Genomic DNA, 23590 nt, shown 5'->3' with positions numbered 1-23590 from the left:
GGCGGCACCCGATGTGCGGTCAGGCCACCACGAGCAACGGTGGCCTGACCGCGCAGAGGTCCTAGCCGCGCACGCCCAGCTTCCACACCATCGCGGCGACGGCGTCGCTGTTGACGTCCAGGGCCCGCCTGTCGATGTTGGCGGGGGTGTCGCAGGCCTGGTGGTAGCACTTGTCCATGGCCTCACCGGCGGTGCCGCCCCACTTCGCGGCCTGCTCCGGGGTCTTGATCTCGGCGGATCCGGTGAAGATTCCGCCCACCGGGACGCCCTTGGCCAGAAACGGCTCGTGGTCGCTGCGGCCGTTGAGGGCGGTCGCGGGCTCGGTGGGAATGCCCTTGGCGGCGAAGTACCGGTCGAAGTGCCGGGCGACCTCCGGACTCTGGTCATAGACGAAGTAGCCCGGGTTCGGTGAGCCGATCATGTCGAAGTTCAGATAGGCGGTGATCTTCGACAGTTCGGCCGCCGGCAGGGTGTTCACGTAGTGCGTGGACCCGATGTAGGTCTCCTCCTCCGTTCCCCAGAAGCCGAACCGGAGGTGCTGGGAAGGGGTGAGGTTCTTCGCGGAAACCGTCAGCGCGGTCTCCAGGATCGCGGCGACGCTGGAGCCGTTGTCGTTGATTCCGGGGCTTGTCTCCACCGAGTCGAGGTGCGCCCCGACCATGAGGACTTTTCCGGTCTGACCACCCCGGGGCCAGTCGGCGAGCAGATTCCAGCTCTTCTTTCCACCGAACTCGAATTCCTGGAGCGAGGTGGTGAATCCGGCGGCGTCCAGCTTCTTCTTCACATAATCGACGGAAGCCTGATAGCCGGCCGTGCCATGGGCGCGGTTTCCGCTGTTCGCGTCGGAGATCCGCTGGAGCGCGTCCAGGTGCCGCAGCACTCTGGAGACCGAGAGGTCGGGCGCCGCCGCACCCGCCTGAGCTGGCTCTTCCGCATGCACGCCGACCGTTGTCAGCAGCAGGACGGACAGCGTGGACGCCGCGACGACGGCCGGACGGGACGGCTTGAAAGGCACAACTGTTTCCCTTCTCGGTACGAGCAATTGATCTTTCCGAATGCTTCCACGAAGCCCGCGCCGAAGCCAACAGACTTCACAAACGGAACCGTCCGGACGTTCCTTTTCCGCCAGGTGGGCCACAACGGCTTTCCCGCCCGAAAGCCCACCGGAAATCAGCTGTGGGCGGCCGCCGCCACACCGGAAAAGCACGTGAATTCATGACGCGTTTCGCACTGTCCGGAACCGGCCCGGCCGAACCACGAAACTACGCATCCACGGAACGCGGAACTACATAGCTGCGGAACCGAACAGCCGAACCGAACTGCGGAACCGAACTGCGGGACCGGATCACCGGACTCGCTCACCGGACCGGCGGATTGCCGGGCCCCCTGCACGGGGCGGGACCGACGGGCCGCCGGGCATGCCGCCGCACCGACGGCCGAGCGGCCGCACCCTCCCACCCCGCCCCACCGCGACCCACCCGCCACCGGAGCCCCGGACGTTACGCGCCCGAAACCTTGACGATCACATCGTCGGGTGCCACGATTCCGGCGCCGCCATGTTTACGTAAACATCAGCCACCCCAAGGCATTGATGTTTACGCAAACATCGCGTGGCGGCCGCCGCCCAGCCCGCGCGTCCCCCAGCGCCGAGCCGCCTCTCCTGAAAGGGCACGTCATGCGCAAGACCCCCACCAGAGCCTCCCGCACCCCCCGCCTGCGCGCCGCCCTCGTCGCGGTCGCCGTCGCCGCCGTCACCGGCACGACCCTGGCCGGCAGCCCGGCCGTCGCCTCCTCCGGCACCGCGCCGACCACCGACACGACCCAGTTCAAGGGCGTGAACTGGGCCGACCCGCGCGACAACTTCGCCGACGACCTCCTCCAGCTGTCCGGTCTGTCGACCACGGACACCTACCGGCAGACCTACGCGAAGGCGACCCGGATCATCGCGGCGTTCCGCGCGAACCTCGGCGCCAACACCGTGCGGCTGCCCATCAACCCGTACACGGTCAACGGCGCCTACGGGAAGTCCTACCGCGGGGTCATCGACGCGGCCTCCGACCAGGGCTTCAAGGTCATCGTGTCCTACTGGGAGGGCACGGGCGCCCAGAAGGACGGCTTCATCGACGACACGGCCACCTACTGGCCGATGTGGGACACCGTCGTCAAGGCGTACAAGAACGACAAGAACGTCTACTTCGAGCCGATGAACGAGCCGCACGGCTACACCGACACGGAGTGGGCCGACATCGCGGCCAAGTGGCTGTCGACGTACTCGAAGGTCCCGCGCAACCGGGTGTTCGTCAGCGGCGCCGGCTACAACGACCACGTCACCACGGTCTGCGCCGACCCGCGGCTGAAGGGCACGTACCTCTCCCTGCACCACTACGGGTTCTGGAAGGACTACGCGACCTACGACCAGTGGGTGGCCGACCTGAAGGTGCGCATCGGCGACTGCGCGAACCGGACCGTCGCGGACGAGTTCGGCGCCCCCATGACGACCGGCCTGAACTACAACGTGAAGACGCCGGACAACAACTTCGTCAACTACGTCCAGGCCGTCACCGACACCTTCCGCGAGCTGAAGATGGGCTCCGTGTACTGGCCGGGTCTGCGCACCGACGACACGTACTCGCTGCAGACCCTCACCGGCACCACCGCCCGCCCGTGGCTGGCCACCACCAACCAGTCGGGCGCCGACCGCCTCGCCTGGGCATGGGGCCGCGGCAAGCCCGTCAAGGGCTGAGGCGCACCGGCGGCCGGGCGTGAGCCGCCTTTCCTGATCGGTCCAGGCAGCGGCCCCCACCGTGTCCGGTCCGACCGATCACCGTCACCGGGCCGGCCGACCTGAAGGCCGGCCCGGTGACGGCCCGCCTGCCTACACCGTCGGCTCCCCCGCCTACACCGTCGGCTCCCCGCCGGGGCCCGCGTCGACGTAGCCGGCGACGAGAGCGGCGAACTCGTCGGGCGCGGCGAGCCGCAGGCCGAGGGTCTCGGCCTTGGTCCGCTTGGAGCCGGCGCCCTCACCGGCGACGACCAGGCTGGTCTTCTTGGAGACGCTGGACGAGGAGCGGCCCCCGGCCCGCTCGATGAGTTCGTTCATCTGGTTGCGGCTGAGCTTCTCCAGCGCCCCGGTCATCGCGCCGGTGACGACCACGGTCATCCCGGCCAGCGGCCCGGCGGCGGCGACGGCCCGCGCGCTCTCGCCGTCGCCGTCGGTCGCGTCGGCCGTCGGCGGGGCGGGCGGGGTCGCGCCGGGCTCGGTCATGTTCACCCCGGCGGCGACGAGTCTGTCGATGAGCGGGGCGAGTTCGGCGAGCTCGGCGACGATGGACGGGGCCTTCTCGGTGCCGATGCCCTCGACCTGCTGGATCGCCTCGGCGTCGGCGGCGCGCAGCAGCTCCATGGTGGCGAAGTGGCGTGCGATGCGGCGGGACATGGAGCGGCCGGTGCCGCGCACCCCGAGGGCGCACAGCACACGGGACAGCGGCTGGTTCTTGGCGGTGGCGAGCGCGGCGAGGAGGTTGTCGGTGCTGGTCTCCCCCATCCGTTCCAGGCCGAGGAGCTGGTCGCGGGTGAGGGCGAACAGACCGGCGAGGTCGGTGACCAGTCCGGCTTCGACGAGCTGGACGACCCGGGTGTGGCCGAGGCCCTCGATGTCGAGCTGGTCGCGTCCGGCGGCGTAGGAGAGGGAGGCGACGAGGTGACAGTCGCGGCCGTTGACGCAGCGCCAGCGCTGCTCGCCGGTGTCGATGTCCGATCCGCAGCGCGGGCACACCTCGGGGAAGACGATGGGCTGTTCGTCGCCGGTGCGCAGGTGGGCGACCGGGGCTTCGATGCGCGGAATGACGTCTCCCGCCCGGTGGACCATGACGTGATCGCCCAGCCGCAGGTCGCGGCGGGTGATGTCGGCCGGGTTGTGGAGGGTGGCGTAGGTGATGGTGGAACCGTCGATCTCGACCGGCTCCAGGACGGCACGCGGGGCGATGATGCCGGTGCGGCCCACGTTCCACTCCACCGCCAGCAGGCGGGTGATCTTCTCCACGGCGGGGAGTTTGTAGGCGGTCGCCCAGCGCGGGGCGCGTGAGCCCGAGCCGGCGGCCCGCTGGTCGGCGGCGAGGTCGGCCTTGACGACGATCCCGTCGATCCCGAACGGCAGCGAGGCGCGCAGCCCGGCGATCTCGGCCACCCGGGCCAGGACCTCCTCGACGGTGCTCGCGGTGACCCCGGGCACGGCCGTGGTCGCGGTGGTGTTCACGCCGTAGGCGCCGGCCCGGGTCATGAGGTCGCTGTGCGCGCTCTCCTCCAGCAGCGCGGCCAGCGCCGGTTCGGTGTCGTCCAGGGGCAGCAGTCCGTAGCCGAAGAAGGTCATCGGGACGGTGTACGCGCGTTCCCTGGCGCGCAGGGTGCCCGCCGCGGCGTTGCGCGGGTTGGCGAACGGCGCGCCGCCGTGCGCGGTGCGCACCTCGTTGGCGTGCTCGAACTGGGCGGTCGTCATCAGGACCTCGCCGCGCACCTCGACCGTGACCGGCTCCGCCAGCTCGGCGGGCAGGCCCTCGACGGTGCCGATCGCGTGCGAGACGTCCTCCCCGGCCGTCCCGTCGCCCCGGGTGATCAGCCGCGTCAGACGCCCGCGGGTGTAACGGGCCGCGATCGCCAGACCGTCCAGCTTCGGCTCGACACTGAAGGAGGTGACATCGTGGCCGACGCGCCGGGTGAGCGAGGCGGTCCACGCGGTGAACTCCTCGGCGGAGAACACGTTGTCCAGGCTCAGCATCGCCCTCGTGTGCGGGACATCGCCCTCGACCGCCCCGCCGGCCACCTTGCCGGTCGGCGAGTCGGGCAGCACCTGCTCCGGGTTCTCGTCCTCCCACGCCGCGATGGCGCGCACCAGCCGGTCGTAGGCGTCGTCGTCCAGCACCGAAGTGCCACCCGCGTAGTAGGCGGCCGACGCCTTCACCGCGTCCTCGATCGCCTGCGCGTAGGCGACGGCGTCCACAATCACTGCACCGGGTGTTGTCATGCCGCACATCCTGCCTGCCACCACTGACAATGCCCCCGGACGAGGGGGCTGGGCCAGGCTCCCCGGGGCGGCCGTCCGGCCCGGACGCCGTTGATCCACAGCCGCGGACGCCATAGGTTCCGGAGCATGACGAACGTGACGAACGTACGGGTCGGTGTCATGTACGACCGCGACTGGGCTCCCGAGGAGTTGCCCGGGTTCGCGCGGCGGGCCGAGGCGCTCGGGGTGGACGACCTGTGGGTGGTCGAGGACCTCGGCTGGAACGGCGGGGTGTCGGCGGCGGCCGTGGCGCTGGGGGCGACCGAGCGGCTGCGGGTGGGCATCGGGATCGCACCGGCGCCGCTGCGCAGTCCGGCCCTGCTGGCGATGGAACTGGCCACGCTGGCCCGGGTGTTCCCCGGGCGGCTCGTCGCCGGGATCGGGCACGGGGTGCGGGAGTGGATGGAGTCGGTCGGCGTCGCTCCCCGCTCGCCGCTGGCTCTCCTGGAGGAGACGATCACCTCCGTGCGCGCGCTGCTGCGCGGTGAGCGGGTCGAGCTGGAGGGCCGCGAAGTGCGGCTGGACAGCGTCAAGTTGGTGCATCCGCCGGTCCAGGTGCCGCCGGTGGTGGCGGGCGTGGTCCGTCCCCGTTCCCTCGAACTGTCCGGCCGGGTCGCGGACGGCACCCTGATCGCCGAGGGGCACGGACCGCGGGACCTGGAGAACACCCGGGCCCTCACCGCGAAGGGCGGGGCCGGTCCCGACCACACGGTGACCGTGCTGTCCTTCGCCTGCGTGGGCGACGACCCCGAACAGGTCGCGCGGATCCTGCATCCGCACACCGAGGGGCACGGCGCCTGGCTGGGCCGCCCGCAGGACGAGGTGTTCACCGTCTCGGGCACCCCCGCGCAGGCCGTCGCCGACATCCACGCCCTGAAGGACTCCGGCGCCGACACCGTCGTCCTGCGCATCGTCGGGCCCGAGCCGCTGCGCCAGCTGGAGGCCGTGCTGACGGCTTTCCGCCGCTGAACGGGTGAACGGGCGGCCCGGACCGGTCGTGCGGGGTGCGGCCGGAACTCCGGGCGACCGTCCGGGCGTTCTCCCGTGGGTGGCGTACGACGACGGGGCCGTGCGTCCATGAGCGGAACAGCGGGGTGAGGCATGGCGCGCCTACTGGTCATCGGCGGCGGGATCGCCGGCACGGCGGCGGCTCTGGCGCTGGACAAGGCGGGGCAGGAGGTCGCCGTGTACGAGGCGCATCCCGACTCCGCCGAGGACATCGGCGCGTTCCTCACCCTCGCGAGCAACGGCCTGCGGGCCCTGGCCCAGCTCGACGCGACCGCCGCGGTCACCGCGATCGGCTTCCCGCTCACCACCCTGCGGCTGCTGGACGCCGAGGGCGGCGAGGTGGCCCGCGCTCCGCTCGGTGAGGCCGGCGACCCCCGGCTGCGGTACCGGTGCCTGCGCCGCGGCGAACTCAACGCGGCCCTCCAGACGGAGGCCGCCCGCCGTGGCATCGGTGTCGTGCACGGCGCCCGGCTCGCCTCGGTGGAGAGCGGCTCCGAGGGCGTCACCGCGCACTTCACCGACGGCAGCTCGGCGACGGGCGACCTGCTGCTCGGCGCCGACGGCCTGAACTCCACGGTCCGCCGGTCCACCGCCCCCGCCGTACAGCCCCGATACGCGGGACAGCGCGTCTTCTACGGCTACACCACGCGCGCGCCCGCGGCCGGGGTGGCGGAGGCCGGGTGCATCACGATGATCCGCGGCAGCGCGACCGCCTTCGGCCACACGACGTCACCGGACGGGGAGACGTACTGGTTCGCCCGGGTCAGCGCCGACGCCCCGCTGACCGCCGACGAGATCGCGCACGCCACCCCCACCCAATGGCGTGACCTGCTCGTTCCGTTGCTGCGCGAGGACGCCACGCCCGCCGCGGACATCGTCGCGGCCACCACGGCCCCGGTCCTGGTCACCAACGCGACCGAGATGCCGGGCGGCACGCCCTGGCGCTCCGGCCGGACCCTCCTCATCGGCGACGCGGCGCACGCGGCCTCCCCCGCCACCGGGCAGGGCGCCTCCATGGCCCTGGAGGACGCGGTGATCCTCGCCAAGTGCCTGCGGGACGCCCCGGACACCGAGTCCGCGCTCACCCACTACGAGGCGCTCCGCCGCCCTCGCGTGGAACACAACACGACCGTCAGCGGCAACATCTCCCGCGGCGTCCACACCCCGGCGCCCCGCGCCCCCGGGAGCCCGCCGCCGGTCCGGACCGACGAGGAGGTCACCCGCCAGCTGGAGTGGACCGCCGCCCTGCGCTGACCGGCACGGACGTCGAACTCCCGCTGCCGCAGGTCGACTTACCGCGGTGCCGGTTCGGGCGCTCGCTACGATCCTCGGCGTGTGCGCAAACATCATGGTCGCCGAAGACGACGCGAAGCAGGCAGAACTGGTGCGTCGCTACCTCGAACACGAGGGCCACGCGGTCACGGTCGTCGAGGACGGCCGTGCGGCCCTCGAGGAGGTCCGGCACCGGGAGCCCGACCTGCTCGTCCTCGATGTGATGATGCCCCGGGCCGACGGCCTCGACGTGGTGCGGATCCTGCGCGCGGAGGACCGGCAGATACCGGTGCTGATGCTGACGGCCCGCAGCACGGAGGACGATCTCCTGCTCGGGCTGGATCTCGGCGCCGACGACTACATGACCAAGCCGTTCAGCCCCCGTGAGCTGGTGGCCCGGGTCCGCACGCTGCTGCGCCGCAACCGACGCCCCGCGGCCCCCTCCCCCGCCGCCGATCCCGCCCCCGGTCCCGGCTCCGCGCCCGCCGTCGCCCCGGCCGAGGCCGACGACGCGCTGACGGTCGGCACGCTCAGGGTCGATCCGGTCCGGCACGAGGTGTCGGTCGGCGGGGCCCCGGTCGTGTGCACGCCCGGTGAGTTCCGCATCCTCGCGGCGATGGCGGCGGAGCCCGACCGGGTGTTCACCAGACAGCGGCTCCTGGCGGAGCTGCACGGCTTCGACAAGTACATCAGCGGCCGCACCGTCGATGTGCACGTCATGCATCTGCGCAAGAAGATCGAGCCGGCCCCGCGGCGGCCGGTCCGGCTGCTCACCGTCTTCGGCGTCGGCTACAAGCTGACCGACCCCGCCAAGGGAGCACGCCGTGCGTCGTCGTGATGAGCGGACGGGGCCGACAGGGCGAACGGGGCCGAGAGGGCCGGCTGCCGCGCGGACACGGCTGCCGCTCCGCAAGAGCCTGCTCGGCCGACTGCTCACCGTGTCGGCGCTGGTGGCCTCCTGTTCGGTCGCCGCCACCGCCTGGCTCGCCGTGCAGACGACCTCCGTCGCGATCCGTCAGGAGCAGGGGCGCAACCTCAGCACCGACGCGCGGATCTACGACACCCTGCTGGGTTACGCGGCCGGCCATCCCGACTGGGCGGGCGTCGACGGCACCGTACGGAAACTCGCGCGGGAGTCCGGACGCCGGATCGTGCTGACCACCGAGGACCGGCAGCCGCTCCTCGACTCCGCCGCAGGCACCTCGCCCGCCGCCGAACTGCCGACGCAGGCTTCGGCGGTCGTCGACCCGCTGTCCGTCGACACCGTGCTGGTGCCCGACGCCGTTCCGGTCGGCACGGACCGCGTCGACCCACGAGCGGTGGGGCCGTTCCTGCTGCCCGCGAAGGAACGGACGGTCCTGCGCAGAGCCACCGCCCGCAGCGCGGAGTGCCTCGCGGGGGTGGGGATCGCCGCGGATGTCGTCGACAGCCCCAGCGGGCGGCCCTGGGTCCGGTTCGTGAGCGACGGCACCGACCGCGACAGCGAGCTGAAGTGCCTGTCCGTCGACGGCGCCGAGACCACCGCGACCGAGGAGACGGCCCTGCGCGCGCTGGAACAGCTCGCCGACGCCTGTCTGAAGCGGCAGGGCCGCACGGGCGTGAAACTGAACCTGGATCTGTCCTGGGACCGGGGATACGGACAGGAGGGCTCGGATGTCGGCTCGTCGGCGCCCGTCCCCGTGCCCGAGACCGGCACCACCAAGGAAGAGGCGATCGAACGGCGCAGGGCCGAGAAGAAGGCGGCCGCGGCGGACACCACCGACGGCGCGGCACGGGCCCGCGGCAGCGGGTACGACCGGGCCGTGGCCGCCTGCGTCGGCAGCGCCCGCCGTGAACAGCTCACGGCCTATGTCGCCGCGCCCGCCCTGCTGTTCATCGACGGACCCGGCGCCGTCAGCGTGCCCGGTTTCGACCTCTCACCGGCCAACACCGCGCGCATCGCCGGGGTCACGGCCCTCGTCCTCGCCCTCACCGTCGGCGCCTCGGTGATCGCCGGAACCCGGCTGGTACGCCCGCTGCACGCCCTCACCGGCGCCGCCCAGCGGATGCGGGACGGCCTGGACTCCGCGCCGGTGCCGGTCGGCCCGGACAACGAGATCGGGCGGCTGGCGCTGGCCTTCAACGACATGGCCGCCCACCGGACCCGGCTCGAGGAACAGCGCAAGGTGATGGTCAGCGACGTCGCCCACGAGCTGCGTACCCCGCTGAGCAACATCCGTGGCTGGCTGGAGGCCGCGCACGACGGGCTGGCCGAGCCGGACCCGGCGTTCGTCTCCTCGCTCCTCGACGAGGCGGTGCAGCTCCAGCACCTCATCAACGATCTGCAGGACCTGGGGGCGGCCGAAGCGGGCGCGCTGCGGCTGCACCCGGAGCCGGTGTTCGTCGACGACCTGCTCGGCCAGGTCGCCGCGGCTCACCAGGGGCCGGCCGAGACCGCGGGCGTGACCCTGGAGGTCGTCACGGCGCCCGGCTCCCCTCCCCCGCCGCCGGTCGAAGCCGACCCGGTCCGGCTGCGCCAGGCCGTCGGCAACCTGCTCTCCAACGCGGTACGCCACACCCCTCCCGGTGGCCGGGTGACGCTGCGCCCGTATGTCACGAAGGGCGGGGACGAGGTGGCCGTGGAGGTGTGCGACACCGGCAGCGGCATCCCGGCGGGCGACCTCCCGCATGTGTTCGACCGCTTCTGGCGGGCGGAGAAGTCCCGCAACCGCAGCACCGGCGGCAGCGGCCTCGGGCTGGCGATCGTGCTCAAGCTCGCCGAGGCGCACGGGGGAACGGTGAGCGTGACGAGCACCGAGGGACAGGGCTCGGTCTTCACCCTGCGGTTGCCTGCCATGACGGACGGGGACGCGGAGCTGCCGACTAACGGCGAGGAGCCCGCCGCCCGCCCCTGAAACGACGGCCCTGAGGCAACGGCCCTGACGCGACGACCATGCCGCTCTGACAGCTTCTTCACAACTGACGGCAAGTCTTCGGTCATGCCCGCGGCCACCGAGGCCGGGCTGGAACTGGAGTCCGACATGTCCCGCCGTCTCACCCTGCGTCTCGCCGTGCTGACCGCCCTCGCGGGCGGCGCGCTGCTCGCCCCCGCCACCGCCGCCGTCGCCGACGACGACCCGTCGCCGGCGGCTTCCGCGCCGGCCACGGGCACGGACTCGGACGCGGACGCGGTCAAGAAGAAGGCCGAAGCCGACAAGGCGGCCAAGGCGAAGGAGGAAGCGGCGGTCGCGGCCAGGAAGGCCGAGGCCGCCAAGCAGCTGCCGCGCGGCGGCGTCGCCGCGGGCGAGGCGGAGGCCGGCACCAGCGGCTCCGGCACCGGCACCACCGCTCTCGTCGGTTCGGCCGCCGGTGCCCTGCTGCTCGCCGGCGCGGGCACCTTCGTCGTACGCCGCCGCACCGCCGGCCGCACCGACGCCTGACCCCGCACCGACCCGACCGGCACACCATGGCGCCGCCCTGCACGGGCGGCGCCATCACGCATCGCCGTATCCCCGCACGCCCCTCCGCACATCGCCGCGAACCCCACTCACCCCCGTCGACGTCCACGCATCGCCGCGAACCCCCGCTGACCCCCGTCGGCGTCCACGGATCACCACAGTGCTTCCGCTCAGCCCCGCTGACCTCCGCGGGCGCGTTCGCACCTCCGCGTGTGTTCGCGTGTCACCGCGTATGCACCCACCCCGCTTGGAGCCCGCCATGTCCCCCGTACACCGTCCGGTACCCCGCCGTGCCACCCTGCCGGCCCCGGCCCCGGCCGCTGCCCGGCTCGTCCGTGTCGCCCTCGTCGTGCCCGTGGCGCTGGCCGTGCTCACCGGCTGCTCGGCCGCCCCCGAGAAGGCCGCCGCGGCCGCCACCCCGGGTTCCTCCGCCACCACGGGCGCCCCCGCGTCCGGCGGCGCGCCGCGGGCCGGGCAGCCCCCGGCGCCCGCCGAGGTGAGCATCCCCTCGCTCGGGATCAGCGGTTCCCTGATGGAGCTCGGCCTCAACACGGACGGCACCGTCGAGGTCCCGCCGGCCGACAAGGGCATGACCGCGGGCTGGTACACCGGCGGCGCCTTGCCCGGTCAGCCCGGTGAGCCCGGTGCCGCCGTCATCATCGGCCACAACGACACCCGGTTCGGCAAGGCCGTCTTCCACGACCTCAACAAGATCACCGAGGGCGCGGACATCACCGTCACCGACGCACGAGGAGATGCGGCGCACTTCTCCGTCACGGGTACCGAGAGCGTCAGCAAGGACTCCTTCCCCACCGAGAAGGTCTACGGCCCGACAGCGGACCGCGCCCTGCGGCTGATCACCTGCGACGGCGACTTCGACGCCGCGGGACACCCGGTGAACAACCTCATCGTCTACGCGACGCGCGACTGACCTCCGGACCGCGCCCGGGCGCCGCCTCGCTCAGCCGTCGCGGAGACGGGACGCCAGGGCGGCCAGGGTCTGGGCGGTGTCGGTCAGGGACTGGACGGCCGCCTCCAGGTCCGCGGCCAGCAGCGGCGCCGGGATGGCGAGGGACGCGGATGCCGGTGCGGGCGTGGGGACCGGCGTACCGCGATAGCCGATCGGGCCCTCGTTGTGACGCTGGTAGTAACCGGTGAACGCCCGGCCGACGGGGCCTTCGACGAAGCGGACCCGGGCGAGCTGGGTCTCGATCGCGCCGGAGTTGCGGGTGATGTCGAGGCGGTAGTGGCGGTAACCCGAGGCGGGGGCGCGGAGGCGGAACTCCCTCGTCTCGAAGCGGCTGTTGAAGGTTTCCCCGGCGCGGGAGTCCAGGCGCGTCCAGGTACGGCCGTCGTGCGAGCCCTCAAGGGTCCAGTCGCGCGGATCGCGATCGGGGCTGTCGTTCGCCGACATCAGCGTGTAGGAGGTGACGACCGCGGAGTGGGCGAGGGTGAAGTGGAGCCGGGGGGCGTCGTCGTGCGCCAGCCACTTGGACCGGGAGCCGTTCAACAGGTTGTCCGCCGTCTCCCCCACTTCCTCGAACTCGTCGCTCGCCTCGACGTCGGCCACCCGGGCGTCGGTGGCGGCTTCGCCCGGCACGGTCTGGAGCATGGCCACGCCGGAGTTTCCTCGCTGGTCACGCCAGGTCACCCGCTCCACGGGGGCCACGCCGTCGTCGACCAGCAACCGCAGTTCATGGGAGCTGTGCCAGCCACCGCCGTAGCCCTCCTCGGTGCGGAAGCGGTGCAGCCCGGACGCCGACGTCTCCTCGAGACCCTCCGGGAAGACCCAGCCGCCGGTGAGACGGCCGCGGTACTCGTAGGCCGTACCGTCGGCGGTGCGGTGGCAGCCGTGGAAGTCGGACATGTTCGACTGGAAGCTGATGGCCGATTCGGTCCCGTCCTCCCCTCGCCAGCCGAGCTGCGCGGGCAGTGAGTGCTCGTCCCGGTCGAGGTGGAACACCAGCCGCGGGGCCTCCTGCCAGGAGGACGACGAGGAGTCGTGGGCGGCGCGGAGTTCCGTCCGGTAGGCGAAGACCGAGTTCCGGGCGGCCTGCGCCGCCAGCGCGCGCTCCGAGGCGCCCCGTTCGTCGACGGAGTCCAGGGTGATCCGGTAGAGCCGGAGCGTGCTGCGCGCCTCGGCCGAGGCGCGTATCTCCAGGGTGTTGGCCCCCGGCTTGAGCATGCCGGCCGGCACCGCGAACACGTTGTCCTGCGGAAGGTCCCCGCCGCCGGGCACGGTGAGGTTCTCGGCCAGCGCCTCGCCCTGGACGAGTACGTCGATCGGGGCGTGGCCCGGGGCGGAGCCGAGCCTGGAGACGAGGGCCGTGACGGTGAGCGTCGCCTCGGGGATGTCCTCCGGATCCGCCACCTCGAAGTCCAGCGTCACCGTCGCGCCCGCGTCCAGCGTCAGGTGGGATCCGCCGAACTCGGCGCGGTCATGCCTGACCACGGCGTTCGACAGCCGGGCCGGGTCGACGGAGAAGTCGGCGAAGGTGGCCTGCAAGCTCATTGCGTTCAGCTCCTGATGGTCAGTCAACAATGTTGTCACCAAAGGGAGGTGACGCGACCAGGTGGACCCTAGTGCCTCGCACCGACAGCGCCGTCTGCTCAAGTCCCGCCCCCGTTGCCGTGGTTCATGGATCGGATGGCCGTGCGCCCCGGCGAGGACGATGATGGCGGGCATGACGTTGTCGACGGCCTTCACGGAGTTGTTCGGTGTACGGCATCCGATCGCGTCGGCGCCGATGGGCGGATCGGCCGGTGGCGCGCTGACGGCGGCCGTCTCCCGGGGCGGCGGGCTCGGCCTCCTGGGCAGCGGCGACGGGGACCGGGACTGGCTGGCCCGCGAGCTGCCCCTTGTCACCGAAGGCACCACGGGGCCGTGGGGGATCGGGTTCCTGACCTGGCGGATCGACGTCGCCGCGGTGGAGCACGCGGTGGAGCACGGCCCCAGGGCGGTGATGCTGTCGTTCGGGGACCCGAGCCCGTACGCCGAACGCGTCCGCCGGGCGGGTGCGGTGCTGATCCTCCAGGTCACCGACCTGGAGGAGGCCCGGCGTGCGGTGGATCTGGGCGCCGACGTCATCGTGGCGCAGGGCACCGAGAGCGGGGGGCACGGCGCCCGGCACGGCCGGTCCACGCTGCCGTTCGTGCCGGTCGTGGTGGATCTGGCGGCACCGGTGCCGGTGCTCGCGGCGGGCGGGATCGCCGATGGCCGCGGGGTGGCCGCCGCGCTGGCCCTGGGCGCCGCCGGGGCGCTCCTCGGCACCCGCTTCCAGGCCACGGCCGAGGCCCTGGTCACCCCCTCGACGGCGACGGCCATCGTGCGGGGACGCGGTGAGGAGACCGAACGCAGCGGCGTGCTCGACATCGCCCGGGGTTCCCGGTGGCCCTCGCGGTACACCGCCCGCACACTCGGCCACCCCTTTCTCGACCGGTGGCGGGGCCGGGAGGCGGAACTGGCCGCCGACCCCGAAGCCGGACAGGCCTATCGGGACGGCGTGGCACGGGGCGAGATCCCCGCTCTGCCGCTGTGGGCCGGCGAGGGCATCGACCTCATCAACGACCTGCCCTCCGCCGCCGACCTCGTCGCCGACCTCGCCACGCAAGCCGAGGACGCGCTGGCCCGCGCGGGAAGACGATGACGCGGGCGGCCCGCCGCTCAGGAGCGCGCCGGCGGCAGCCCGTACGGCGGGGATGACGGCACGGTCCCGGGTCCGACCCCGGATCCGGTTGACGGTCGACGTTGTGACCGTTCACGATCGGGCCATGGACGCGACCGGTCACCCCAGCCCAGACAGCCCCTCGGATCCCGGACCGGAACCGCGTAAGGCGGCCAGTATCCGGGACGTGGCCCAGGCCGCCGGCGTCTCGTACCAGACCGTCTCGAGGGTCATCAACAGCCACCCGAACGTCCGCGAGGAGACCCGCAAGCGGGTCGAGGCGGCCATCGAGACACTGGGATTCCGACGCAACGCCACCGCGTTCGCGCTGGCCAGCGGAGTCACCCGGTCGGTCACCGTACTGACGTCGAACACCACCCTCTACGGCTATGCGGCCACTCTGCAGGGTCTGGAGGAAGCGGCCCGCGCCGCGGGTTACTCGCTGGGCGTGAAGCTGCTGACGCCCGAGGACGACCTGGACCGCACGCTCTCCTCGGCGGCCGACGGCGGCGGGCTGATGGTCATCGGCTTCGACCGGCTCGCCGCTTCGGCTCTGGACCGGGTCCCGGAGAACGTGCCGTGCGCCGCGGTCGTCGAAGCACCTTCACACGGCCGGACCCCACCCCGCCCGGCCGTCTGGGCCGACGACCGTGAAGCGGCCCGCGCCGCCACCGCGCACCTGCTGGAGCTCGGACACCGGACCGTCCACTACGTCGCGCTCCCGGCGTCGGTGGGCACCCGGCGCTCGGAAGGGCCGCGTGCGCAGGGCTGGCGGACCGCCCTGGAAGCGGCCGGCATCACTCCGCCCGAACCCCACGGCGGCAAGGGCTGGGACGCGCGGGTCGGCTACGACGCGGGACAGGAACTCGCCCGCGACCCGGAGGTCACGGCGATCCTGTGCGGCAACGACGACCTGGCGCTGGGCGTGCTGCGCGCCCTGCACCACGCCGGGCGGTCGGTACCGGGAGACGTCAGCGTCATCGGGTTCGACGACGCCCCGCACGCGGAGTTCGTCACCCCGTCCCTCACCACCGTCCGGATGGACTTCCAGGGGCTGGGCCGCGACGCCTTCGCCCTCCTGCGCAGCCTGTTGGAGAGCGACTACCGGCCCCCCGCTCCGACGTTCGTCGGCACGGCCCTGATCGTCCGCGAGAGCACGGGGCCCACCGACGCCTGACACCGGGCGTACGGTCAGTAGATTTCCGCCATGAGTGACGACGAGGAGTACCTGGAGAAGAGCCCGGCCGCCGCGCGGATGGGGAAGGCCGCCGAGTACCTGGTCGCGGCCTCCTGCATCCTCGCCACGGGCGGTGAGCTGAACGTCTCCACCTCGCTCGTGGACGACGAGGGCGTGGACCTCGTCTTCCACCGGCGCGGCAGTTCCACGACCCTGGCCGTGCAGGTGAAGGCCCGGATGTCCACGGGAACGCAGGTGCAGCAGGGCAAGTTGATGGCGTTCGTGCGGTCGCAGACGTTCCAGCCGCGCTCCGACCTGGACATGCTGTTCGTCGCCGTCGACGTGGAACTCGGGGCGATCATGAAGGCCTGGCTGATACCGAGCGCCGTCTTCGAGGCGATGGTGGCCGAACCCAACAGCAGGGGGCGCTACCGTTTCTCGGCTTCCATGAAGCAGGACTCCAAGGACCGCTGGACCCCGTACCGGCTGACAGCGGCCGAGCTTCCCCGGCGCATCCTCGCCCGCCTCGCCGAACTGTGAGCACGGCGTCCACCGAGCCCGTCGACGGCCACCGGCCGCATCCGCGGCGCCCGAACCCGCCTGGCACGGTTGAGTATCCGTACTCACCCCTGAACGCGCGCCCTGATCCATCGTGGAGATCACCGACCCGGACCGACCGGGACCGGCCCTGAACGACCCGGACCGAACCCGGACCGAACCCGAAGGACCCACGATGACCGATGCCTCGCGCTCGCACGGCCTCCCCCGCCCGCGCCGCCTTCTCGCGCTCGCCACGGACAGCTGGCCGGCCCGGGGCTATCTGGCCCTGGTCGCCGCCTCCGCCGCGGTCACGCCCCTGTTCCCGGAGGGCGGCTTCGCCGCGGACCCGCTGCTGCTCACCGCGCCCCTCTCCTTCCTGGCGGTGCTCCTCCCCTTCGGCCCCGGCACCGAGGGCGGCGCGGCGGTAGAGGGGGCGGCCCTCGGCTTCTGGGTCGGCTGGCTCCTGCTGTGCGCCCTCGTGAACGCCGCCGTACTCGGCGCCCTCGTCACGAGGTCCGCAGCCGTCGCGCCCTCCGGCCGCCGTACGCCCCTCCCCCGCGTCCCGGACCCCGCCGAGCGTCCCCGGCCGCGGCGGGCCCGGGCACTGCTGGCGCCCGCGGTGGACAACTGGCTCGCGCGCGGGTACCTCCTCGTGGTCGCGGCGGCGCTGGGCTTCTTCCTCTTCGCCGCGTACGTGCTGCCGGACCCGGGATTCGCCGGGATCTGGCCGCTCATGGCCACGGCACCGATCAGCGTCGTGGCCCTGCCGCTGTCGGCACCCGCGGAGTACTCCTCGCTCCCCTGGCTGAGCCCGTTGCTCTTCGCCGCCGGTACGTCCCTGGCAGGGCTGTTCAACGCCGTACTGCTCGGCCGGCTGGCGCACCGGCTGCGGGTGCGGGAACCCCGCCCGGCCGTCTGAGATCCGGCGCCCGCGGAACCCTCGGCCTCTGGTCGGTCAGGGGCCGGGCATGGGACGGACCGTGAGGATCTGCTGGGCGTGGCCGACCGGGCCGTTCACATCGTGCAGGACGGTGCTGGTCAGGCCCTGGCCGGTGGGGCCGAAGGTGACCGTGGTGTCCAGGCCGGTCCAGTGGCCCTCGGGCCCACCCCGAACGTCGAGGGGAGCCCAAATACTCGTATTCGCCGGATAAACGCTGTCCCGTCAGCCTATTCGGTGCACTCTCCTTCTTCCTGGACGAGCAGGGCCGTCACTCCCCCCACGGCGTGATCCCCCACCGCACGGTGTGCTGCTCGCCGGGGCCGAGGCCGATGATTCCGGTGCCGCTGCGGAAGGCGTCCGGCGGGCAGGTCATGGGCTCGACGGCGACCGCACGGCGGCGTTCCCCCGGCGGGAGGGTGTCGCCGGTGTAGAGCTGCACGTAGTCCGCGCCTTCGCCGAGCCACACGTCCGTACCGAACGCACCCGACGGGTGGGCCAGGCGCACCACCGCCCGGCCGTCCACGTCCCGGTCGAGGTCGCCGAAGGGCGTGTCCAGCCGGAGCGCACCGACAGCTCGCGGCGTTCGCAAGTCGTACTCGGTCCCGGCGACCGGTTCGGCGGCCACCGGCAGGCCGCGTTCGTCGGTGCGCAACCACGTGCGGGCGGGGACGGTCAGCACCGCCTGGTCGACGGCGGCGGTGCCCGCGGTGACGTAGGGATGCTGGCCGAAGCCGTAGGGTGCGGCGCTCTCGTCGAGGTTGCGCGCGGTGACGGAGACGTCGAGTCCGCGCTCGCCCAGGGCGTACTCGGCGCGGACGTGGAGGTGGAAGGGGTAGCCCGGCTGCGGCCACAGCGGAACCTCCAGGACAGCGCGGCTGTCGCTCGCCTCCACGACCTGCCACGCGACCCACCGGAGCAGTCCGTGGATGGCGTTGCCGCCGGCCGGCTCGGTGAGCGGCAGCTGCAGCTCCTGTCCGTCCCAGGAGTAGCGGCCGTCGCGGATCCGGTTGGGCCACGGCACGAGGATCTGGCCGCGTCCGCCGGTGATCCGGTCAGGTGCGGTGAATCCGTCGATCACCGTGCGTTGGCCGACCGTGTAGGACCGAAGGGCCGCGCCGAGCTCGACGACGACAGCACGGTGCGTGCCGTGAGAAAGGGTCAGCTGCCGTCCGGTGCGGCTCTCCTGCACGTGTGGCCTCCTCGGTCCGCCCAGCGTGCATTCTCAAAGAGCCGGCGTAGTGGTGACCTGCGGCGCCGGCTCTCCCGTCGGAAGCGTGTGGCCCCTCATGGACCGGGTCAAGCGCGACACGTTCTCGTCGGCGCGTACGCCGGGCAGGTTCGCCCGCTGAGGCCATAAGGGGATGCGGCGGTGCAGGCCAGGGTGCTCGCGCTGTCGTCTCCGGGGCCGGGGACGACGGCGTCACCCGTTGCTCGAACGCCCCCCGCGACGGCCGATGCGCCGCCAGACAGCCCGTTGGAATCTGAGCATCAGGACGCCCAGCAGGATCAGCAGCACGATGTTGGGCAGGAGTTGGGTCAGGGATCCGCGTGCCTCGCTCCAGCTGGAGAGCGCGCAGGAAACGCCGATGCCGGCGGCGGCGCGGCACTACGGTGCCCGAGCGCAGGAGCTCCCCCTTCCGCGACCGGCCGACTCCAGTAAGTAACGCTCGGCGGGCGGGGGGTCGGCAAGCCGAGTGTGCTGCTCGGGCTCCGGCACCCCCGGGCGCTTCGGTGGCTTCCGACGCGCAAGGATCACCCGACTGGCCGATAGTGGACGCAGGGGAAGCCCTTTTCCGAGACTTCGGAGCAGCTATGGACCGCTACCCTCCCATCGCCGAACACGGCCTGGTGGGCGACCTGCAGACCGCCGCGCTCGTCTCCTCGCAGGGTGTCGTGGACTGGTTCGCCGCTCCCCGGTTCGACTCGCCCAGCGTCTTCGCCGCTCTGCTCGACCACGACGGCGGCGGGTACATGCGGCTGGCTCCCGAACACCCGGACCTGACATGCAAGCAGCTCTACTACCCCGACACGGCCATTCTGGTGACCCGGTTCATGTCGCCGGACGGGGTGGGTGAAGTGGTCGATTTCATGCCTCCGGACCGCACCCGCACCGCGACCGACCGCCACACCCTGATACGCGTCGTACGGGCCGTGCGCGGCACCGTCGACTTCACGCTCGAGTGCCGACCGCGCTTCGACTACGGCCGGGCCGAGCACCGGCTGGAGCTCGGGGCCGGCGAGAACAGAGGCCTGTTCCGGTCCCCGGGCATGGACGCGCACCTGCAGACCTCTTTCCCGCTGGAGCGGGACGGCCAGGACGTACGCGGCAGGGTGACGCTGAGCGCCGGCGAGTCGGGAGGCGCCGTGTTCACCGTCTGCGCGTCCGGCGGCGAGGCGCCCGCGCCGCTCACGGCCGACGGGCTCACCGCACAGGTCGATGACACCGGCCGCTTCTGGCAGGACTGGTTGCGCCAGTCCCGCTATCGGGGCCGCTGGCCCGAGCTGGTGCACCGTTCGGTCATCACCCTCAAGCTCCTCACCTATGCCCCCACCGGCGCCCTCATCGCGGCGGCCACCATGGGCCTGCCCGAGCAGGTCGGCGGTGAGCGCAACTGGGACTACCGGTTCACCTGGGTCCGCGACGGCGCGCTGTCGGTGCGGGCCATGCTGGACCTGGGCTTCGTCGAGGAGGCCACGGCCTTCGTGCACTGGCTCATGGACAGGCTGCACGAGCGCGAGGGCAAGGAGGAGGAGCCGATCCAGACGATGTACCGGGTCGACGGCAGCCCCGACCTGCCGGAAGAGATACTCGAACACTTCGAGGGCTACCGAGGCTCCTTCCCCGTCCGCGTCGGCAACGGCGCCGCCGACCAGCTCCAGCTGGACATCTACGGCGAGGCCATCTACGCGGTGTCCCAGGGCCGCGAGATCATGCCGCAGGCGACCTACCCGGCATGGAAGGCGCTGGCCAGGATGCTTGACTGGTTCGCCGACGCCTGGGACCGGCCGGACGAGGGCATCTGGGAGACACGCGGGGGCCGTCAGGACTTCACCTACAGCCGGGTGATGTCCTGGGTCGCATTCGACCACGCGCTGAGCCTGGCCGAGCAGTTCCGCAGGCCCGCAGATCTGGTGAAGTGGCGCAGCGCCAGGGACGCCATCTTCGAGCAGGTCATGGACCGCGGCTGGAGCGAGAACGAGCGCGCCTTCGTCCAGCACTACGGAGGCGATGTCCTGGATGCTTCCCTCCTGCTCATGCCGAGGGTCGGCTTCATCGCCCCGAAGGACCCGGCCTGGCTTTCCACCCTCGACGCGATGGACCGCAAGCTCGTCTCCGACAGCCTGGTCTACCGCTACGACCCGGCGGCGTCGCCGGACGGACTGCGCGGCTCGGAGGGCACCTTCAGTCTGTGCACCTTCCTCTACGTCGATGCGCTGGCCCGGGCGGGGCGGCTGTCCCAGGCCCGCTACACCTTCGAGAAGATGCAGACCTATGCCAACCACGTCGGTCTCTTCGCCGAGGAGGTGGGTCCGAGTGGGGAGCAACTGGGCAACTTCCCACAGGCGTTCACCCACCTGTCGCTCATCATGGCGGCCACCACCCTCGACCGGGCGCTCGACGCGGAGCAAGGGCGCTGACCCGTGGCAACCCGTGCCCGTCCGACGGGACCGCCACGGCTGACCGAGGAGCAATTCGGTGTGCTGTACCGGCGCCTGCTCTCGCGCGCCGCCTGGGCCTCGGGCGAGCGGGGCGCTTTGGACGCGCTCACGCCTGCCCGGGTGGTGGCCGCCGCCCAGGAGGTGCGGAGCGGCCGGACGGTGACGCTCGCCGCGCCGGTGGAGACGCTGACCGGCCCGGACAATCCGGAGCCCGCGAAGCACCGGATGAGCGGGCAGCCAGGCGAAGGGGCCTCGAGCGGACTGCACTTCGCGAGGGACAGCTTCGCGATGAACGTGCACGGCGATGCCGACAGCCATCTCGACGCTCTGTGCCACGTGATCTACGACGGCACCCTGCACGGCGGCGTTTCCGCCAGCAGCGTCACGATGGGCGGGGCCACGGCGCTCTCCCTCGATGCGGTGGGCGACGGGATCGTGGGACGTGGCGTGCTGCTGGACGTTCCGCGGCTGCGCGGGGTGCCCTGGCTCGAACCGGGTGATCACGTGACCGCCGACGACCTCGCCGCGGCCGAGACCGCCCAGCACGCCCGCGTGGGAGAGGGCGATCTCCTCTTCGTCCGGGTCGGCCACCGCCGACGCCGCACCGAACTGGGAGCGTGGCACGCGGCACGTGAGCGCGCCGGGCTCCACCCGTCGGCGCTGGAGTTCCTGGCGGACCGGCGGGTCGCCGTGCTCGGTGGTGACGGGAACAACGACACGGCCCCGAGTTCCACCGAGGGTGTCGACTTCCCCGTGCATGTGCTGGCGGTCCACGCCATGGGCCTTCATCTGCTGGACTACCTGCAGTTCGAGGATCTGGCACCGGTCTGCGAGGCCGAGGGACGCTGGTCCTTCCTCTGCGTGATCGCGCCGCTGAGGCTGCCGGACGCCACCGGCTCACCGGTCAACCCGATCGCCGTCCTCTGACCCACCGGCTCAGAGCTCACGAGGCAGCACGGTGTGCTCCAGCGGCTCTCCGGCGTCGTAACGCAGCAGTTGGGTGCGGATCAGCCGTAGAGCCCGCGGCAGAAAAGCCGAGCTGTTGCCTCCGACGTGAGGGCTGATCAGCGTGTTGGGCGCGTGCCAGAGCGGATGCCCGGCCGGCAGCGGCTCGGGGTCGGTGACGTCGAGGGCCGTGCTCAGCCGTCCCGTCCTGAGTTCGGCGAGCAGCGCGTCGGTCTCCACCACCGCGCCCCTGGACACGTTGACCAGCAGGGCGCCGTCCGGCATGAGAGCGAGAAAGCCCGCGTCGACCAGGCCGCGGGTGTCGTCGGTGAGCGGGACGGTGAGCACCACGATGTCGGCGCGGGGCAGGAGTTCGGGCAGATCGGAGAGGGCGTGGACGGGGCCGCGCGCGGCAGTGCGGGCAGTCCGGGCGACCCGCAGGATGTCGCACTCGAAGGGGATGAGCCGGTCCTCGGCGGCGGCGGCGATGGAGCCGTAGCCCACGAGCAGGACGGTGCGGTCGGCCAGCGCCGGGTGGAAGCCGGACAGCCATTCCTCGGTCTCCTGGGCACGGATGAAGCCGGGGATTCCGCGCAGCGACGCGAGGGCGAGTGTCACGGCCAGCTCTGCGGTGCTGGCGTCGTGCACTCCCTTGGCGTTGCAGAGCACGACGCCGGCGGGAATGTACTTCACGAGTTCGTCGACACCGGCGGACAGGGACTGGACGACCCGCAGCCGCGGCATGCGCGGCAGCAGCGCCACCGCGACGTCCGTGCGGCCGTAGGGGATGACGAAGAACTCCACCTCCGCCAGGCTCTCGTCGGCGGGCGGATCGCCTGTGCCCTCCCACACCGCCACGGGCAGTCCCCCGGGCAGGCCGCCGATCCGTGAGGGCGGGTACGGAAGCAGGAACCTCGCGGCGCCCGGATCGGCAGGACGGTCCATCGGACTCATGATACAAATCTAGATGAATACCCTCAAAGCGCCCGAGTAGGCCCGGCTGTCCGTGTCGCTGCCGGCGCGAGCACACGGCGGCGATCTCCCAAGGCATCTCGACTCCCGCAGCGGACACCGCAGCTCACCCAGGGCCCGATGGCCTCGGAGGTTCACCATGGCCACAACCGATCCGGCACCCCCGGTCGTGGTGGTCATGGGCGTCTCGGGTTCGGGGAAGTCCACCGTGGGGCGGCTGCTCGCACAGCGGCTCGCGGTCCCCTTTCTGGAAGCGGACGACGTCCACACGGCCGCGAACCGCGCCAAGATGGCCGCAGGCCGGCCGCTCGACGACCAGGATCGTCGGCCGTGGCTGCTGTCCATCGCCGACCGGATCCGCGAGGCGACCGACGACGGCCGGGGCGGGGTGATGGCCTGCTCGGCCCTCAAGCACGAGTACCGGGATCTGTTCCGCAGCGCAGGCGCAGGCACGTGGTTCTTGTACCTGGCGCTCGACCGGGATACCGCCGCCCGGAGGGTCGCAGGCCGGGTGGACCATTTCATGCCCGCCCGGCTGGTGGACTCCCAGTACGCCGCTCTCGAACCCCTGCGTCCGAACGAGCCCGGCCTGACCGTCGACGCGGCGGCCGACCCGCAGACGATCGCCGACAAGGCGGCGCACGCCGTACGGGAGATCAGGTGACCGCGCACCTGTCCGGCTCCCGGGTCGCTCCTGCCCCACCCACCCGTTACGGTGAAATTTGGCGCTAAATGTTCCGATTGTCGATTACTTGTCCGGAGTGACGCGGCTCAGCGGCCCCCTCCGGGCGGGCACTGCGGCCCGGACAGCCGACGACTCCTAGGGACTGTTTCTCGGATCATGTTCGGAGCCAGATGGTGAGGGCTGCGAGGGTGACGGTGCCGAGGTAGATGTAGGCGCGTTTTTCGTAGCGG

At 72.1% G+C, this 23590-nt stretch carries 19 protein-coding genes and 1 pseudogene; 14 read left to right on the top strand and 6 right to left on the bottom strand.

The annotated features are described in order from the left end of the window. Positions 1-61: 61 nt before the first annotated feature. Entirely contained in the window at positions 62-1015 is a 954-nt protein-coding gene (locus tag ACFVYS_RS33050; RefSeq protein WP_389508077.1) for a M28 family metallopeptidase, read from the bottom strand. Positions 1016-1675: 660 nt separating this feature from the next. On the opposite strand from ACFVYS_RS33050, the gene ACFVYS_RS33045 reads away from it, so the two are divergent. Continuing rightward, positions 1676-2743, top strand: a complete 1068-nt coding sequence (locus ACFVYS_RS33045) for a glycoside hydrolase family 5 protein (protein WP_389508075.1) — start codon at positions 1676-1678, stop codon at positions 2741-2743. A 153-nt stretch (positions 2744-2896) separates the two neighbouring features. Here ACFVYS_RS33045 and ligA read toward each other — a convergent pair whose 3' ends face one another. Continuing rightward, positions 2897-5029: an NAD-dependent DNA ligase LigA gene (gene ligA, locus ACFVYS_RS33040; RefSeq protein WP_389508073.1), complete on the bottom strand. Its 2133-nt coding sequence runs from the start codon at positions 5027-5029 to the stop codon at positions 2897-2899. Positions 5030-5155: 126 nt separating this feature from the next. Here ligA and ACFVYS_RS33035 point away from each other — a divergent pair, with 126 nt between their 5' ends. The 6 genes from ACFVYS_RS33035 to ACFVYS_RS33010 all read left to right on the top strand — a co-directional run bounded on the left by ACFVYS_RS33035 (position 5156) and on the right by ACFVYS_RS33010 (position 11707). Then, entirely contained in the window at positions 5156-6028 is an 873-nt protein-coding gene (locus tag ACFVYS_RS33035) for an LLM class flavin-dependent oxidoreductase (RefSeq protein WP_389508166.1), read from the top strand. A 132-nt stretch (positions 6029-6160) separates the two neighbouring features. Then, on the top strand, positions 6161-7321 hold the full coding sequence (locus ACFVYS_RS33030) for an FAD-dependent oxidoreductase (RefSeq protein ID WP_389508072.1): 1161 nt from the start codon (positions 6161-6163) through the stop codon (positions 7319-7321). A 94-nt stretch (positions 7322-7415) separates the two neighbouring features. Beyond that, positions 7416-8177, top strand: a complete 762-nt coding sequence (locus ACFVYS_RS33025; protein WP_389508164.1) for a response regulator transcription factor — start codon at positions 7416-7418, stop codon at positions 8175-8177. Beyond that, on the top strand, positions 8164-10233 hold the full coding sequence (locus ACFVYS_RS33020) for a sensor histidine kinase (protein ID WP_389508070.1): 2070 nt from the start codon (positions 8164-8166) through the stop codon (positions 10231-10233). The genes ACFVYS_RS33025 and ACFVYS_RS33020 overlap by 14 nt, the downstream gene beginning before the upstream one ends. A 126-nt stretch (positions 10234-10359) precedes the next feature. After that, positions 10360-10758, top strand: a complete 399-nt coding sequence (locus ACFVYS_RS33015; RefSeq protein ID WP_389508162.1) for a sortase-dependent protein — start codon at positions 10360-10362, stop codon at positions 10756-10758. Positions 10759-11035: 277 nt separating this feature from the next. After that, positions 11036-11707, top strand: a complete 672-nt coding sequence (locus ACFVYS_RS33010) for a sortase domain-bontaining protein (protein WP_389508069.1) — start codon at positions 11036-11038, stop codon at positions 11705-11707. A 30-nt stretch (positions 11708-11737) separates the two neighbouring features. Here the strand turns inward: ACFVYS_RS33010 and ACFVYS_RS33005 are convergent, their stop codons facing one another. After that, positions 11738-13288, bottom strand: a complete 1551-nt coding sequence (locus tag ACFVYS_RS33005; protein WP_389508067.1) for an alpha-1,2-mannosidase — start codon at positions 13286-13288, stop codon at positions 11738-11740. Positions 13289-13460: 172 nt separating this feature from the next. On the opposite strand from ACFVYS_RS33005, the gene ACFVYS_RS33000 reads away from it, so the two are divergent. From ACFVYS_RS33000 to ACFVYS_RS32985, 4 genes are all read left to right on the top strand, one after another. After that, the gene (locus tag ACFVYS_RS33000; RefSeq protein WP_389508065.1) at positions 13461-14423 is read left to right on the top strand and encodes an NAD(P)H-dependent flavin oxidoreductase; all 963 of its coding nucleotides are present in this window, start codon (positions 13461-13463) and stop codon (positions 14421-14423) included. Between the two features lie 124 nt (positions 14424-14547). Beyond that, positions 14548-15618 carry a LacI family DNA-binding transcriptional regulator gene (locus ACFVYS_RS32995; RefSeq protein ID WP_389508063.1) on the top strand — a complete coding sequence of 357 codons (1071 nt, stop codon included), beginning with the start codon at positions 14548-14550 and terminating at the stop codon, positions 15616-15618. A 30-nt stretch (positions 15619-15648) separates the two neighbouring features. Beyond that, the gene (locus ACFVYS_RS32990; protein ID WP_389508061.1) at positions 15649-16158 is read left to right on the top strand and encodes a hypothetical protein; all 510 of its coding nucleotides are present in this window, start codon (positions 15649-15651) and stop codon (positions 16156-16158) included. A 193-nt stretch (positions 16159-16351) separates the two neighbouring features. Continuing rightward, complete coding sequence (locus ACFVYS_RS32985) at positions 16352-17077, top strand: SCO4225 family membrane protein (protein ID WP_389508059.1); 726 nt, start codon at positions 16352-16354, stop codon at positions 17075-17077. A 36-nt stretch (positions 17078-17113) separates the two neighbouring features. Here the strand turns inward: ACFVYS_RS32985 and ACFVYS_RS32980 are convergent. Both ACFVYS_RS32980 and ACFVYS_RS32975 read right to left on the bottom strand, forming a co-directional pair. Next, positions 17114-17260: pseudogene (locus ACFVYS_RS32980) on the bottom strand (thioesterase family protein); the annotation flags it as partial. Between the two features lie 106 nt (positions 17261-17366). Further along, positions 17367-18287 (bottom strand): aldose 1-epimerase family protein, encoded by a 921-nt coding sequence (locus tag ACFVYS_RS32975; RefSeq protein ID WP_389508057.1) that lies wholly within the window; start codon positions 18285-18287, stop codon positions 17367-17369. Between the two features lie 623 nt (positions 18288-18910). Here ACFVYS_RS32975 and ACFVYS_RS32970 point away from each other — a divergent pair. Beyond that, a complete protein-coding gene (locus ACFVYS_RS32970) occupies positions 18911-20737 on the top strand; it encodes a glycoside hydrolase family 15 protein (protein WP_389508055.1) in 1827 nt (608 codons plus the stop codon). 60 nt (positions 20738-20797) lie between these two features. Next, complete coding sequence (locus tag ACFVYS_RS32965) at positions 20798-21685, top strand: cyclase family protein (RefSeq protein WP_389508053.1); 888 nt, start codon at positions 20798-20800, stop codon at positions 21683-21685. 9 nt (positions 21686-21694) lie between these two features. Here the strand turns inward: ACFVYS_RS32965 and ACFVYS_RS32960 are convergent, their stop codons facing one another. Beyond that, a complete protein-coding gene (locus ACFVYS_RS32960) occupies positions 21695-22657 on the bottom strand; it encodes a 2-hydroxyacid dehydrogenase (protein WP_389508051.1) in 963 nt (320 codons plus the stop codon). Positions 22658-22814: 157 nt separating this feature from the next. On the opposite strand from ACFVYS_RS32960, the gene ACFVYS_RS32955 reads away from it, so the two are divergent. Continuing rightward, positions 22815-23339 (top strand): gluconokinase, encoded by a 525-nt coding sequence (locus ACFVYS_RS32955; RefSeq protein ID WP_389508049.1) that lies wholly within the window; start codon positions 22815-22817, stop codon positions 23337-23339. The last annotated feature ends 251 nt before the right edge of the window (positions 23340-23590 follow it).

Origin of the sequence: Streptomyces sp. NPDC058295, assembly GCF_042880655.1 — a bacterium.
Taxonomy (GTDB): Bacteria; Actinomycetota; Actinomycetes; order Streptomycetales; family Streptomycetaceae; genus Streptomyces; species Streptomyces coriariae.
The sequence above is the reverse complement of the archived record's forward strand: the minus strand, read 5'-3'. Positions and strand labels throughout refer to the sequence as shown.

Bases quoted from the DNA above. Each gene is read 5' to 3' on its own strand.
- ACFVYS_RS33045 (WP_389508075.1), top strand. From the start codon at position 1,676: ATGCGCAAGACCCCCACCAGAGCCTCCCGCACCCCCCGCCTGCGCGCC.
- ligA (WP_389508073.1), bottom strand. From the start codon at position 5,029: ATGTGCGGCATGACAACACCCGGTGCAGTGATTGTGGACGCCGTCGCC.
- ACFVYS_RS33030 (WP_389508072.1), top strand. From the start codon at position 6,161: ATGGCGCGCCTACTGGTCATCGGCGGCGGGATCGCCGGCACGGCGGCG.
- ACFVYS_RS33025 (WP_389508164.1), top strand. From the start codon at position 7,416: ATGGTCGCCGAAGACGACGCGAAGCAGGCAGAACTGGTGCGTCGCTAC.
- ACFVYS_RS33015 (WP_389508162.1), top strand. From the start codon at position 10,360: ATGTCCCGCCGTCTCACCCTGCGTCTCGCCGTGCTGACCGCCCTCGCG.
- ACFVYS_RS33010 (WP_389508069.1), top strand. From the start codon at position 11,036: ATGTCCCCCGTACACCGTCCGGTACCCCGCCGTGCCACCCTGCCGGCC.
- ACFVYS_RS33005 (WP_389508067.1), bottom strand. From the start codon at position 13,288: ATGAGCTTGCAGGCCACCTTCGCCGACTTCTCCGTCGACCCGGCCCGG.
- ACFVYS_RS33000 (WP_389508065.1), top strand. From the start codon at position 13,461: ATGACGTTGTCGACGGCCTTCACGGAGTTGTTCGGTGTACGGCATCCG.
- ACFVYS_RS32995 (WP_389508063.1), top strand. From the start codon at position 14,548: ATGGACGCGACCGGTCACCCCAGCCCAGACAGCCCCTCGGATCCCGGA.
- ACFVYS_RS32990 (WP_389508061.1), top strand. From the start codon at position 15,649: ATGAGTGACGACGAGGAGTACCTGGAGAAGAGCCCGGCCGCCGCGCGG.
- ACFVYS_RS32985 (WP_389508059.1), top strand. From the start codon at position 16,352: ATGACCGATGCCTCGCGCTCGCACGGCCTCCCCCGCCCGCGCCGCCTT.
- ACFVYS_RS32970 (WP_389508055.1), top strand. From the start codon at position 18,911: ATGGACCGCTACCCTCCCATCGCCGAACACGGCCTGGTGGGCGACCTG.
- ACFVYS_RS32960 (WP_389508051.1), bottom strand. From the start codon at position 22,657: ATGAGTCCGATGGACCGTCCTGCCGATCCGGGCGCCGCGAGGTTCCTG.
- ACFVYS_RS32955 (WP_389508049.1), top strand. From the start codon at position 22,815: ATGGCCACAACCGATCCGGCACCCCCGGTCGTGGTGGTCATGGGCGTC.